This window comes from Halosolutus gelatinilyticus, from assembly GCF_023028105.1.
Taxonomy (GTDB): Archaea; Halobacteriota; Halobacteria; order Halobacteriales; family Natrialbaceae; genus Halosolutus; species Halosolutus gelatinilyticus.
Genome location: NZ_CP095491.1, coordinates 1,242,704 through 1,256,235 on the forward strand (window position 1 = coordinate 1,242,704; position 13,532 = coordinate 1,256,235).

Below are 13,532 nucleotides of genomic sequence, written 5' to 3' on the forward strand. Positions count from 1 at the left end.
TTAACCGCGGTCGGAAACGGTCGTTCCACAGAATCTATGCTACCGGTTGGATGGAATTCCGACAGCCAGAACTCGTTCGTCTACGTCGTTGCGGCGCTGGCGGCGCTCAACGGCCTCCTGTTCGGGTTCGACACGGGCGTCATCTCCGGTGCGATGCTCTACATTCGAAATACCTTCGAGCTGACGGCGCTCTTCGGGTACGCGATCGAACCCGATCTGGTCGAGGGGATCGTCGTCAGCGGCGCCATGGTGGGCGCGATACTCGGCGCGGCCCTCGGCGGCCGCCTCGCCGATCGGCTCGGCCGGCGGCGCCTCATCCTGATCGGTGCCGTCGTGTTCTTCGTTGGGTCGCTCATCATGGCGATCGCACCGACGGTCGAGGTGCTGATCCTCGGGCGGATCATCGACGGGATCGGGATCGGGTTCGCCTCGGTCGTCGGTCCGCTGTACATCTCCGAGATCTCACCGCCGAAGATCCGCGGCTCGCTGGTCTCGCTGAACCAGCTGACGATTACGAGCGGGATCCTGATCGCGTACCTCGTGAACTTCGCGTTCTCCGACGGCGGGGAGTGGCGGTGGATGCTCGGGCTCGGGATGGTTCCGGCGGCGGTCCTGTTCCTCGGCATGGTGTTCATGCCGGAGAGTCCCCGATGGCTCTACGAACAGGGTCGAGAGTCGGCGGCTCGCGACGTGCTCTCCCGGACCCGGGCCGAGGCGAAGGTCGACGCGGAACTGCGCGAGATCAGGGAGACCATCCGGACCGAATCCGGTACGCTCCGCGACCTGCTCCGGCCCTGGGTCCGCCCGATGTTGATCGTCGGCGTCGGGCTGGCCGCCTTCCAGCAGGTGACGGGCATCAATACCGTCATCTACTACGCGCCGACGATCCTCGAGTCGACGGGCTTCGAGGACACCGCTTCGATCCTCGCGACCGTCGGCATCGGCGCGGTCAACGTCGTGATGACCGTCGTCGCGGTGGTGCTGATCGATCGGACCGGGCGCCGCCCGCTGTTGCTCTCGGGACTGGCCGGTATGACCGTGATGCTCGGCGTCCTCGGGATCGCGTTCGTCCTGCCCGGCCTCTCGGGGGTCGTCGGCTGGGCCGCGACCGCGAGCCTGATGCTGTACGTCGCGTTCTTCGCGATCGGCCTCGGTCCGGCGTTCTGGCTGCTGATCTCGGAGATCTATCCGATGGAAGTCCGGGGGACGGCGATGGGGGTCGCGACCGTCGTCAACTGGGCCGGCAACTTACTGGTCTCGCTGACGTTCCTCCGTCTGGTCAACCGCATCGGCGAGAGCGGAACGTTCTGGCTCTACGGGTTGCTCTCGCTCGCCGCGCTCGTCTTCTGTTACCAGCTCGTTCCGGAAACGAAGGGGCGTTCGCTCGAAGAGATCGAAGCCGACCTCCGCGAAACCGCGCTCGCGAGCGGTGCGGGGCGACGCGAAGGAACAGAATCGGAAGCGGACGACTGAACCGCCTTCGGGCTACTGCCGGCCGGGATCGATCATCCCGAACTCGTACCCAGCATCGTTCTTTCGAGCCTGTTCGTAGACGACGTGCGCGGCGGCGACGTCCTGGATCGCCAGACCGGTCGAATCGAACACCGTGACGCCCGTCTCGTCGGTCCGGCCCGCCAGATCGCCGACGACCAACTGGCCGATCTCGCCGTAGATGTCACCGTCGGTCAACACGCCCTCGGCGTAGGGGACGTTGACCTCCCCGGAGTGGGTACACTGCGCGTGGTCGTCGATGACGATCGTCGCCGCCACCAGGAGGTCGTCCGCGAGTTCGTGTTTCCCCGCGGCGTCGGCGCCGATCGCGTTGACGTGCGTGCGTTCACCGACGTCGTCGGGTCCGACGATCGGCTCCTCGACCGGGGTCACCGTCGAGAGGACGTCGCAGTGGCCGGCCTCCGAGATGGACCCGCTGCGGACGTCGAACCGATCGCCGAAGGCGTCGACGAACCGCTCGATGCGCTCCTCGTCGAGGTCCGAGACGACGACTTCCTCGATCGGACGGACCTCGCTGATCGCCTCCAGCTGCGTGTACGACTGAACGCCGGCGCCGACGATCCCGAGGCTGGTGGCGTCCTCGACGGCGAGGTAGTCGGTCGCGACTGCGGCCGCCGCGCCGGTGCGTTTCATGGTCAGCGTCGTCCCGTCCATGATCGCGAGCGGAAACGCCGTCTCGGGATCGGAGTAAATCATGGTTCCCAGCACCGTCGGCAGACCGTGGTCGGCGGGGTTGTCCGGGTGGACGTTGACCCACTTGACGCCCGCGGCGTCCCAGTCCCCGGCATCCAGATAGGAGGGCATCGAGCGGAAGTCCCCGTTGTACTGGGGCAGATCGATGTACGACTTGGGCGGCATCTGGGCGTTGCCGCGTTCGTAGGCCTCGAACGCGTCTTCGACCGCGCGGACGACGTCCGCCATGCGGGCGTTCTCGTCGACATCGCCGCTGTCCAGCAGTAGCGTCTCCATAGCGGCGAATATTGCGGGATCCCACTTAGTTCATGTGAAGTGGATCGACTCAGCGTGAGAGTCCGTCTCAGGCAGGTGTTGAAACGCAACGCGGTCCGATCGCGAAAGGAGAACGGGATTCGGGAGCGACGACGAAACGGCAGAAATGGAAATGGGCCGACTGAAAGCGGCTGTACGGTGGTTCGAGCGGCACTAGCTTTCTCCGCGGGGTCATGAGCCCGAGCGCGTCGCCGATCGATAGTAGACGGGTGAGGATCACCGAGTCCACTGCCAGCGAGCGAGCGCTTCGAAGAACCCGAGTGACGCTATTCTCCGAGCGCTTCGCGCTCGGGCCGATGACCGACCCAAAGGGGAGGGAGGAGGCTGTTATACTAAATTTTGCTTTGCGGGCCAGCGAAGCCGGCCCTCGGCAAAATTTAGGTTTAGCTCGCGGGTTACTGCGTTCCCCGCTCGCTTTTACGAGGTTCTCACTCGCGTTGCTCGTTCCGAACCTCGCCTACATCATGCCGCCCATACCGCCGCCCATGCCGCCCATGCCGCCGCCCATACCGCCGCCGGCGGGCATGTCTTCCTCGTCGTCGTCGTCGGAGACTGCGAGGTCGCCGGCGGCGATGACGTCGTCGATGCGCAGCAGCATGACCGCGGCTTCGGTGGCGGACTCGATCGCCTGGGTCTTGATGCGCAGCGGCTCGTAGACGCCTTCCTCGGCCATGTCGATCGTGTCGCCGGTGTAGGCGTCGAGTCCCGCGGCGGCGTTGCCGCCGTCGTGGTCGGCGCGGAGTTCGACGAGCGAGTCGATGGGGTCCAGCCCGGCGTTCTCGGCGAGGGTGCGCGGGATGACCTCGAGGGCGTCGGCGAAGGCCTCGACGGCGAGCTGCTCGCGGCCGCCGACGGAGTCGGCGTAGTCGCGCAGGGCCAGCGAGAGGTCGACTTCGGGCGCGCCGCCACCGGCGAGCACCTTCCCGTCCTCAAGGGTTGTGCGGACGACGCCGAGCGAGTCCTCGATCGCGCGGTCGACCTCGTCGATGACGTGCTCGGTGCCGCCGCGGAGGATGAGGGTGACGGCCTTGGCGTCCTCGACCTCCTCGACGAAGATGCGCTGGTCGCCGGCGATCTCCTTCTGGGCGACGCTGCCGGCGAAGCCAAGGTCGTCCTCGCTCAGGTCGTCGACGTTCGAGACGGGGCGGGCGCCGGTCGCGCGGGCCAACTGGGTCTGGTCGCTGGACTTGACGCGGCGGACGGCGATGACGCCCTCCTGGGCGAGGTAGTGCTGAGCCATGTCGTCGATGCCGCCGTCGACGAAGACGACGTCGGTGCCGGCGTCGACGATCTGGTCGACCATCTCGCGGAGCTGGCGCTCCTCCTGTTCTAAGAACTGCTCGAGCTGGTCGGGGTCGGTGACGTTGACCTCGGCGTCGATCTCGGTCTCCTTGATCTCGAGGTCGCCGTCGACGATCGCGACGGAGGCGTCCTCGGCGAAGTAGGGCATGTTCTCGGAGACGCGCTCCTTGTCGACGATGACGCCCTCGACGAGCTCGGAGTTCTCGATCGAGCCGCCGACGACCTTCTCGACTTTGATGTTGTCCGTGTCGACGCCGTCGTCGTCCGCGACGGCGCGAACGGCCTCGACGACGAGTTCGGCGAGCAGGTCCTTGGAGCTCTCCGCGCCCTTGCCGGTCATCGCGGTGGCGGCGATCTGCTCGAGGACCTCGGTGTCGTCCTCGTCGACGTCGATCGCGATCTCGTCCAGGGAGTCGATGGCCTCCTCGGCGGCCTGGCGGTACCCCTGGGCGAGGGTGGTCGCGTGGATGTCCTGCTCGAGGAGGTCCTCGGCCTGGCTCAGCAGTTCGCCGGAGACGACGACGGCGCTCGTCGTGCCGTCACCGACCTCGTCCTCCTGGGTCTCGGCGACTTCGACGATCATGTCGGCCGCCGGGTGGTCGATGTCCATCTCCGAGAGGAGCGTGACGCCGTCGTTCGTGACGACGACGTTGCCCGTCGAATCGACGAGCATCTTGTCCATCCCCTTGGGGCCGAGCGTCGTCCGTACGGACTCGGCGACGGCCTTCCCGGCCTGAATGTTCATCGACTGCGCGTCCTTGCCGGAGGTCCGCTGGCTGTCCTCCGAGAGAACGATGAGGGGCTGGTTGCCCATCTGTTGTGCCATGGTCAGCCGAAGGATTGATTGCTATTCTATATAAAAGTTTCGAGAAACGGCAAATCCGCTACCCAATAGCGTGTACCGTCGGTCGGTTTCTCGTCTATCGAGAGAACAGTATTTATATTACGAGAGACGGGAGGGCGGGGAACGCCAGCGCGGCGCCGGCGATCGCCGTTTCGGCGGGAGCCGGGTTCCGACGGATCGGGAGTGAGAGTCGAGACGGAGACGGAAACAAAGCGGACGAGACGGGTAAAAGCGAGTGAGAGACGGACGCGATCGGCGGCTCAGACCTCTTCCGATCCGGACCCGGGGAAGCGGTGGTACTGCAGCCCCTGGTGTTTCATCTCGTTGTGCTTCTCCTCTAAGAACGAGTAGACCGCCCCGTGGGGTGCCCCGTCGAGGAGCATCTCGGCGGCGCTGCGAGCGGCGTCGACCTGCGGCGGCGTGCCGATGATCCCGAGCGTCGAGCCGTAGATGACGACCGACGCGCCCGATAACTCCTCCATCAGTTCGCGGGTGCGGCCGCCCTCACCGATCAGTCGGCCTTTCTTCCGTTTCATGTCGTTTTTGTTGCGCGAGGCGGCGTCGATGTCGACGACGTCGAACAACATCATGTCGTCTTCGAGCAATCGAAGGGCGTCCTCGGGCGGGAATCCGCGGCCGATCGCGCGAACGATCTCGGGACCCTTGAGGCCGCGGACGGGATCGCCGACGGTCTCGACGGCGACCGACCCGTTCTCCGAGTCGATGTCGAGTCGCACTTCGGCTTCCGCCTCGATCTCGCGCATCGTCTCGCCGCCCTCCCCGATGAGAACGCCGATGCGGTCCTGCGGAATCTTCACGTGCTGCATACGCCACTGTACTGGCTCGGCGAGGTTAAGGGCTTGGTCCGCGAGCGGCGGACGGCGACGACGCGCGGCCGACTACTTCGCCGCGTTCGAGATCCGCGACGCTCGGGAACGAAACGGAGGGTCGGGAGGTGCGACCGAGCTATTCGAGTTCGTAGAACCGAGCGGACTCGGTTTCCGTGTCGACGATCGCGACCGATCGGTCGGTCTCGGACGACGGCAGGACGTGCGCGCCGGGGTTGAGCACTGTCGTCCGACCTCCTTCGGAGAGTTCGCGCTCGTGGTGGTGGCCGTAGCACACGAAGTCGTAGGTTTCGCCGGCGGCGATCGCGTCGACTTCCGCTTTGCTCTCGCCGTGGAGGACCGCAAAGGAGAGCCCGTCGAACTCAAGGCTGGCGAACCGGCCGTACAGCTCGCTTTCGCCGCCCAGCGCGTCGAACGCCGACTGGAGGTTCGCGACGTCACCGTCGTTATTCCCCACGACGCCGTGGAGCTCGAACCCGTCAAAATACGAAATCATGAGGGGCGCTACGAAGTCGCCGCAGTGGATGAGGACCTCGACGCCCTCCGTCGCGAAGAGAGTCGTGGCTTGCTCGATAGCTGCTACGTTATCGTGCGTGTCCGAGATGATCCCGATCCGCATCGTGCCGTCGGTTCGCCGCGAGCCATAATAATAGACGGGGCAACGACCGTTGGTGCAGCGGTTTCGGACCGGAATGTGGATTCCGATCGCCGCACTGACTGCGCGCTTAGTCCCTCGATAATCGGATGGAGGACAGGGCGTCGCGGTAACGACGCGGGTGTACCTGCGGATCTCGTCGCCCGAACGGCCGAATTAGAGAGCGTCCGTACGAATGACACGATCTTGACATCAATGACTTCTGAAAAAACGTCCGACGGACGCGTCGATATTTCGCCGCTCGTTGCCGGATTAATTACTGGAAACTATTTTCATTCGTAATAGCGCCTGTTTCGTGAGCGAGCCAACATATTAGGCTAGCCTAAAACCCGAAATATTAAAACTACGCGAGGACGTACCGGTAGTACGGCCGAGAAGCCGTCGTCGAAGAGAATCGGCTTGCCTCGTCGATCGGCGTAGAGCGGTGGAACGCCGTCAGATCGGCTTGCCAGGCCCAGGTGACGACGCGCTTCGATAGGCAGGTGACGCCTCATTTGGCGCCGATCGGCTTCTATTCCGGAAGCGCGGCCGACGTGTTTTAGGGCCACCTAAAATCAGTGGATTTACATAGTTTTAGGTTGGCCGAAATTACGTATGCAAGAGCGTTCAGATGACCGATACGGGATGTCGGGCGTCCCGTCGTACGGCGGTGATACCCCGTGAGCTACCTCGAGTACGGGAACGAACGGATCCTCGCGCGTCAAACGGAACGCGAGTCCAGCGCGCGAACGTACCCCCGCCACCTTCCGTTCGCGATCCGCGAAGCGCGCGGCGTTACCGTGACCGATATGGACGGAAACGAGTATTACGACTGTCTCGCGGGCGCGGGAACGCTCGCGCTCGGTCACAATCACCCTCGCGTCGCGGAGGCGATGGAACGCGTACTCGCGGCGGACCGACCGCTGCACACGCTCGACATCACCACACCCGCGAAGGAGCGCTTCGTCGATTCGCTGTTCGACAGCCTCCCGTCGGAGTTCGCTCGCTCCGCGAAGGTCCAGTTCTGTAGTCCCGCCGGAACGGACGCCGTCGAAGCGGCGTTGAAACTCGTCAAGACGGCCACGGGCAACCGGAGCGTGCTCGGATTCCGGGGCGCGTACCACGGGATGACGAACGGTACGCTCAGCCTGATGGGTAATACCGACGCCAAGGAGCCGATCGCCGGGCTGATGGCGGACGTCCACCACCTCCCGTACCCCTACGAGTACCGCTGTCCGTTCGGCGTCGGCGGCCAGGAGGGACACCGCATCGCCAGTCGATACCTCGAGAACCTCCTCGACGACGGCGAGAGCGGGATCACCGACCCCGCCGGCGTGATCCTCGAACCCGTCCAGGGAGAGGGTGGCGCCGTGCCGGCCCCCGACGCGTGGCTTCGGGAGGTTCGCCGGATCACGCGCGAGCGAGAGATCCCGCTGATTCTGGACGAGATTCAGACCGGCCTCGGGCGAACCGGAGAGACGTACGCCTTCGAGCACGCCGACGTCTCGCCCGACGTCCTCACCCTCTCGAAGGCCATCGGGGGCGGACTTCCCCTCGCCGTCGTGGTCTACGACGAGTCGCTCGACGTCTGGGAGCCGGGCGCCCACGCGGGAACCTTCCGCGGGAACCAGCTCGCGATGGCCGCCGGCGAGGCGACCATCGACTACGTGCTCGAACACGATCTCGCCGATCACGCCGCAGCGATGGGCAATCGCCTGCGCGATCGGCTCGAATCCACCGCCGAGAGAACCGATCGCATCGGCGACGTTCGAGGCCGCGGACTGATGCTCGGCGTCGAGTTCGTCGATCCCGACGCCGACTGGCGGGGAGCCGGGCCGCACGCGCCGGACGGCGACTTCGCGGCGGCCGTCCGAGCCGCCTGCTTCGACCGCGGACTCGTGATCGAACTCGGGGGACGGGAGGGTGCGACCGCCCGCTTCCTCCCGCCGCTGATCGTCTCGGCGACGCAGGTGGACGAGATCGCGACCATCTTCGACGAGGCCGTTACGGCCGCCCTGAACGGGCGCCCGGACGCGTCGGAGGTGGCCGCGTGAACGCCGACGACCTCTTCCTCGGCACCGAGTCGGGCAACGACGCCTACCGCGAGGCGATCGCTCGGGCGAGCGAGGCCGTGGTCGCCGCCTTCGCCGAGCGTGAGGATCCGTACTCGGGCGCGTCGCCCGAACGCCTCGCCGGGCAGTTCTCCGATCCCGTCGTCCCCGCCGCGGGCGAACCGCTCGAGACCGTCATCGACGACGTCGCCGAGCGCGTCCTCGCTCACTCCGTCGGCACCTCGAACCCTCGCTGTGCGGCCCACCTCCAGTGTCCGCCGATGATCCCCGGACTCGCCGCCGAGACGCTGCTCACGGCGACGAACCAGTCGCTCGACTCGTTCGATCAGGCGCCGGCCGCGACGGTGCTCGAACAACGCGTCGTCGCGGCGCTGTGCGAGCTGTTCGGGCTGTCGTCGGGCGCGGACGGCGTCTTCACCAGCGGCGGCACGCAGTCGAACTTTCAGGCGCTACTGCTCGCTCGCGATCGCCACTGCGCCCGGCGGTTCGATCGGGATACGCAGGCCGACGGGCTCCCTGCGGCGGCCGACTCGCTTCGGATTTGCTGCTCGGCGGACGCGCACTTCACCGCGAAGCAGGCCGCCCACCACCTCGGGCTGGGCGAGGACGCGGTCGTTACGGTTCCGACCGACGACGACCGACGGCTCGATCCGGACGCGCTCGACGCGACGCTCGACCGCCTCGACCGGGACGGCGCGGAGCCGTTCGCGCTCGTCGCCACGGCGGGAACGACCGACTTCGGCGCGATCGATCCGCTCGCCGACCTCGCCGACGCGGCCGACGCCCGCGACCTCTGGTTCCACGTCGACGCCGCCTACGGCGGCGCGCTCGCGGTGAGCGACGACCACGGGCACTTGCTCGACGGCATCGAGCGGGCCGACTCGATCGCCGTCGACTTCCACAAGCTGTTCTACCAGCCCATCAGCTGCGGCGCGTTGCTGTTGCGCGACGGCCGCGACTTCGAGTGGATGGCGCGCAACGCCGCCTACCTCAATCCCGAAGCCCACGACGAGGCCGGCGTGCCCAACCTCGTGGCGAAGTCGGTGCAGACGACGCGCCGGTTCGACGCCCTGAAACCGTACGTCGCGTGCCGCACGCTCGGCCGAGCCGGACTGGCGTCGCTCGTCGATCGGACGATCGACCTGGCCGACGACGCCGCCGCGCTCGTGGACGCGGCCGACGACTTCGAACTGGTCCGCGAACCCGCGCTGAACGCCGTCGTCTTCCGCTACCGCCCCGACGACGCCATGGACGATCGCACGGTGAGCCGGTTGAACGCCGCCGTCCGAAGCGAGCTCCTCCGCGACGGTCGCGCCGTCGTCGCCCGCACCGAGGTCGAGGGCGTGACCAGCCTGAAGTTCACCCTGTTGAATCCGACGGCGACGATCGACGACGTCGCCGCGATGCTGGACGCGATCCGCGACTGCGGAGCGACGGTCGCCGCCGACCGGGAGGTGGCCGCGTGAGCCTCGGCGCCGAGCGGCGCGAGCGCGACGGCGTCGATCCGGAGGCGCGGGCCGACGTCGCCACCGTTCGCGCGTTCCTCAACTGCTACCTCCGCGAGACCGGCGACTACGAGGTCCGCGACGAGGCGATCGCTGGCGTCGATCCCGGGCCCGACGGGCTGATTCTCGCGCGGTTACCCGCCCAGGGCGTCGACCTGCTGGCGCCGCTTTCGCATCGGTCGCCGACGGAGCGCCACCTGTTCGAGCCGCCGGTCCGGTACCGGCTCTCCGACGGGACGGGACACCCCGCCGACGCGACCACGCTCGCGGCGCTCGTGGTGAAAGACCTCGCCCTCTCGCGGGACGGCGTCGCCGTCCCGGACGACCTGGTGGAGCGCGTGCTCCGCAGCAAGCGGAACGTCGCGTCGTTCGTCGCCGCCCGCGCCGGCGACGACGATCGCCTCTACGCCGACCGGCTGTCGTTTCGCGACGCCGAACAGGCCCTCGTCTTCGGCCACCACCGTCACCCGACGCCGAAGAGCCGGCAGGGGATCGCCGATCGGAACCGGGAGCGGTACGCGCCGGAGCTCCGCGGCTCGTTTCCGCTGCACTACTTCCGCGCCGATCCAGAGCTCGTCGCGTCGGGCTCCGCGCTCGATCGGGGCGCGGCGGACTGGGTGAAAGATGCGCTCCGCGAGGATCCCGTGGTTTCCGACTCGTTCGTCGAGGAACACGTCGAAAGCGACGGCGTCCTGCTGCCGGTTCACCCGTGGCAGGCGGCGTACCTCCTCGACCAACCCCACGTCACCCGTCACTTGGGCGACGAGCTCGAACATCTCGGCCCGACCGGCCGGGAGTTTTATCCCACCACGTCCGTCCGGACCCTCTACGCCGAGGAGTCGCCGTTCATGGTGAAATCCTCGCTCAACGTGACGATCACCAACTCCGTCCGGGCGAACAAGCGGCCGGAACTCGAGCGCGGCGTCGCCGTCGCCGAACTCCTCGATACGGCTTTCGGCGACGAACTCGCCGACGCGTTCCCGACCTTCGAGATCGTCCGCGATCCGGCGTACCTCGCGCTCGACGTCGGCGACGAACGCGAGTCGGGGCTAGAGACCTCCCTCCGGGAGAACCCGTTCCGCGGCGACGCCGCGACGAACGCCACGCCGCTCGTCTCGCTCTGTCAGGACGCGATCGCCGGCCCGTCCCGACTCGGCCGACTCGTCGAGTCGATCGCCGATCGGGAGGGGCGCTCGACCGCGGCGGTGGGCGCGGACTGGTTCCGGCGCTACCTCCGGCTCTCGGTTCGGCCGATCCTCTGGCTCTACCTCGTTCAGGGGGTCGGCGTCGAAGCCCACCAGCAGAATTCGGTGCTCACGCTCGACGACGAGGGCTACCCCGCCGAGTTCCGGTACCGCGACAATCAGGGCTTTTACTTCCCCAAGTCCCGGTACGCGGCCGTCGACGAGTACCTGCCCGGCGTCGGCGAGCGCGCCGGCACGATCTGTTCGGACGCGATCGCCGACGAGCGGCTCCGGTACTACGTCGTCCTGAACAACGCCCTCGACGCGATCAACGCGTTCGGCTGCGCCGAACTCGTCTCGGAGCGTCGCCTCCTGGGGCTGCTCCGCGACGAACTCGAACGCGCCCGCGATCGCTACGATCGCCCCTCGTCGAACTTCCTCGAGCCGCTGCTCGAATCGTCGACCGTTCCCTGCAAGGCGAACCTGCTCACCCGCTTTCGCGGGCTCGACGAACTGGAGAACGACCTCGAAAACCAGTCCGTCTACGCGGACGTGAAGAATCCGCTCGTCACCGAACTCGACCCATGACAGGACCAGACGCGACTATCGCGATCGACTACGACTACCAGACCTACGATCGACGCGTCGAACGGACGATCTCACTCCGTCAGGCGACGCTGGAACGCGACCTCGGTCGGCTCCACGCGTGGCTCGGGAGCGAGCACGTGAAACCGTACTGGCAGCTCGACCTGCCGTTGCCGGCGTTTCGCGATCGCCTCGCGGCGAAGCTCGCGGACGACCACCTGACACCGTACGTGGGATGTCTCGACCACGTTCCGATGAGCTACTGGGAGTGCTACTGGGCGGCCGAAGACGACGTCGCGAACCACTACGACGCCGAGCCGACCGACCAGGGCGTCCACCTGCTCATCGGGCCCGAGGAGTACCTCGGACGCGGGTACGCGGTCCCGCTGCTGCGAGCGGTCGTCGCCATGCAGTTTCGCCACCCCGAAACCGATCGGGTGATCGCGGAACCGGACGCGCGAAACGACCGCGTTCTCCGCGTTTTCGAACGGTGCGGGTTCGAGTCCCGCGGGGAGTTCCGCTTCGATGAGGCGGAGAAGGACGCCCGCCTGCTCGTCTGCGAGCGCGATCGATTCGAGTCGGAGGTGTTCGCCGACGCTGCGGTTCAGAGCGCGACGACGGGCGCGGGGGTGGAGCGATGACCGGCGGGGATCGCGGCGGGACGACCGACGACGATCGGGTTCGCGACGTCGTCGGCGTCGGACTCGGCCCGTTCAACCTCGGGCTCGCGGCCCTGCTGGACGGCGTCGAGGAGGACGTCGACGCCGTCTTCCTCGAACGCGACGCCGAGTTCGCCTGGCACGAGGGCATGCTGCTCGAGGGCGTCACGCTGGAGGTGCCCTTCCTCGCGGACCTCGTGACGCTGGCCGACCCGACGAACCCCCACAGCTACCTCGCCTACCTGCGGGAGACGGACCGCATCTACGAGTTCTACTTCTACGAGACGTTTCAGGTCCCGCGGCGGGAGTACGACGACTACCTCCGCTGGGTCGCCGAGCGCCTCGATGAGTGCCGGTTCAGCCGCGAGGTGATCGACGTCCGCTGGGACGCCGATCGCGCACACTACGTCGTCACCGCTCGCCACCCCGACACCGGCGAGCGGTTCGAGTACCGCGGGGAACACCTCGCGCTCGGGATCGGCTCCCGACCGCGGATCCCTGATCACCTCCGCGGACACCCCGAAGACGACGTCTTCCACACCGCGCGGTACCGCTACAACCGGGATCGAGTGCTGGAGGCGGACTCGGTCACGGTCGTCGGATCGGGCCAGAGCGCGGCGGAGGTCTTCCAGGATCTGCTGGAGCGCCAGCCCGAGGCCGGCTACCGGCTCGACTGGCTGACGCGATCGGACGGCTTCTTCCCGATGGAGTACTCGAAGCTCGGCCTCCAACACTTCACGCCCGAGTACGATCGGTACGTCTACGACCTCCCGCAGGCTGTCAAGGACGAGCTCATCCCGAACCAGGAGCTGCTCTACAAGGGCGTCGATCCGGGAACGAGCGCCGAGATCTACGACCTGCTCTACCGACGGTCGATCGGCGACCGCGAGCCCGATGTGGGACTGTTCGCCATGACCGACGTTCGGGACATCGAATCCGTAAGAGACGCATACGCGCTCGACTGCCACCAGTGGCAGGCCGACGAGTCGTTCGTCCACGAGAGCGAGGTCGTGATCCTCGGGACGGGCTACGAGCGTCCGATGCCGGACTTTTTCGACCCGATCGCGGACGCGATCGAGTGGGACGAGCAGGGACGATTTGCGGTGACCCGGGACCACCGACTCGACGTCGACCTCCCGGGGGACGTCTTCCTCCAGAACGCCGAACTCCACACCCACGGGGTCGGCGTCCCGGACCTCGGACTCGGCGCGTACCGAAACACGCTGTTCGTCAACCGACTCGTCGATCGCGAGGCGTACCCCGAGGACGACGATACCGTCTACCAGGACTTCGCCGTCGAACAGTTCGTCGACCGCGTGCCAGGCGCCTCCCGACGCTCCGGGAGCGAACCGCTTTCGACACCGACACAGGACGACTAA

Annotated in this window: 10 protein-coding genes; 6 read left to right on the forward strand and 4 right to left on the reverse strand. The window is 67.0% G+C overall.

Going from position 1 to position 13,532, the window contains the following annotated elements:
- The first annotated feature begins 36 nt into the window (after positions 1-36).
- Complete coding sequence (locus MUH00_RS06340; protein ID WP_247003123.1) at positions 37-1,473, forward strand: sugar porter family MFS transporter; 1,437 nt, start codon at positions 37-39, stop codon at positions 1,471-1,473.
- 12 nt (positions 1,474-1,485) lie between these two features.
- On the opposite strand, the gene MUH00_RS06345 is transcribed toward MUH00_RS06340, so the two are convergent.
- The 4 genes from MUH00_RS06345 to MUH00_RS06360 form a co-directional block, all read right to left on the reverse strand.
- The gene (locus MUH00_RS06345; RefSeq protein WP_247003125.1) at positions 1,486-2,481 is read right to left on the reverse strand and encodes an ornithine cyclodeaminase family protein; all 996 of its coding nucleotides are present in this window, start codon (positions 2,479-2,481) and stop codon (positions 1,486-1,488) included.
- Positions 2,482-2,977: 496 nt separating this feature from the next.
- The gene (gene thsA / locus MUH00_RS06350) at positions 2,978-4,636 is read right to left on the reverse strand and encodes a thermosome subunit alpha (protein ID WP_247003915.1); all 1,659 of its coding nucleotides are present in this window, start codon (positions 4,634-4,636) and stop codon (positions 2,978-2,980) included.
- 290 nt (positions 4,637-4,926) lie between these two features.
- A complete protein-coding gene (locus tag MUH00_RS06355) occupies positions 4,927-5,493 on the reverse strand; it encodes a KH domain-containing protein (protein ID WP_247003127.1) in 567 nt (188 codons plus the stop codon).
- 139 nt (positions 5,494-5,632) lie between these two features.
- The gene (locus MUH00_RS06360; protein WP_247003129.1) at positions 5,633-6,133 is read right to left on the reverse strand and encodes a metallophosphoesterase; all 501 of its coding nucleotides are present in this window, start codon (positions 6,131-6,133) and stop codon (positions 5,633-5,635) included.
- A 695-nt stretch (positions 6,134-6,828) separates the two neighbouring features.
- On the opposite strand from MUH00_RS06360, the gene MUH00_RS06365 reads away from it, so the two are divergent.
- Genes MUH00_RS06365 through MUH00_RS06385 form a run of 5 tightly spaced genes read left to right on the forward strand, consistent with a single transcriptional unit; the run spans position 6,829 to position 13,532 of the window.
- A complete protein-coding gene (locus MUH00_RS06365; RefSeq protein ID WP_247003131.1) occupies positions 6,829-8,202 on the forward strand; it encodes a diaminobutyrate--2-oxoglutarate transaminase in 1,374 nt (457 codons plus the stop codon).
- Positions 8,199-9,686: a pyridoxal phosphate-dependent decarboxylase family protein gene (locus MUH00_RS06370; RefSeq protein ID WP_247003133.1), complete on the forward strand. Its 1,488-nt coding sequence runs from the start codon at positions 8,199-8,201 to the stop codon at positions 9,684-9,686. The genes MUH00_RS06365 and MUH00_RS06370 overlap by 4 nt, the downstream gene beginning before the upstream one ends.
- Positions 9,683-11,497: an IucA/IucC family protein gene (locus tag MUH00_RS06375; protein ID WP_247003135.1), complete on the forward strand. Its 1,815-nt coding sequence runs from the start codon at positions 9,683-9,685 to the stop codon at positions 11,495-11,497. Before MUH00_RS06370 ends, MUH00_RS06375 begins: the two co-directional genes overlap by 4 nt.
- Entirely contained in the window at positions 11,494-12,135 is a 642-nt protein-coding gene (locus MUH00_RS06380) for a GNAT family N-acetyltransferase (RefSeq protein ID WP_247003137.1), read from the forward strand. Before MUH00_RS06375 ends, MUH00_RS06380 begins: the two co-directional genes overlap by 4 nt.
- Positions 12,132-13,532, forward strand: coding sequence for a lysine N(6)-hydroxylase/L-ornithine N(5)-oxygenase family protein (locus MUH00_RS06385; RefSeq protein ID WP_247003139.1), 1,401 nt, complete (start codon positions 12,132-12,134; stop codon positions 13,530-13,532). The genes MUH00_RS06380 and MUH00_RS06385 overlap by 4 nt, the downstream gene beginning before the upstream one ends.

Bases quoted from the DNA above. Each gene is read 5' to 3' on its own strand.
- MUH00_RS06340 (WP_247003123.1), top strand. From the start codon at position 37: ATGCTACCGGTTGGATGGAATTCCGACAGCCAGAACTCGTTCGTCTAC.
- MUH00_RS06345 (WP_247003125.1), bottom strand. From the start codon at position 2,481: ATGGAGACGCTACTGCTGGACAGCGGCGATGTCGACGAGAACGCCCGC.
- thsA (WP_247003915.1), bottom strand. From the start codon at position 4,636: ATGGGCAACCAGCCCCTCATCGTTCTCTCGGAGGACAGCCAGCGGACC.
- MUH00_RS06355 (WP_247003127.1), bottom strand. From the start codon at position 5,493: ATGCAGCACGTGAAGATTCCGCAGGACCGCATCGGCGTTCTCATCGGG.
- MUH00_RS06360 (WP_247003129.1), bottom strand. From the start codon at position 6,133: ATGCGGATCGGGATCATCTCGGACACGCACGATAACGTAGCAGCTATC.
- MUH00_RS06380 (WP_247003137.1), top strand. From the start codon at position 11,494: ATGACAGGACCAGACGCGACTATCGCGATCGACTACGACTACCAGACC.
- MUH00_RS06385 (WP_247003139.1), top strand. From the start codon at position 12,132: ATGACCGGCGGGGATCGCGGCGGGACGACCGACGACGATCGGGTTCGC.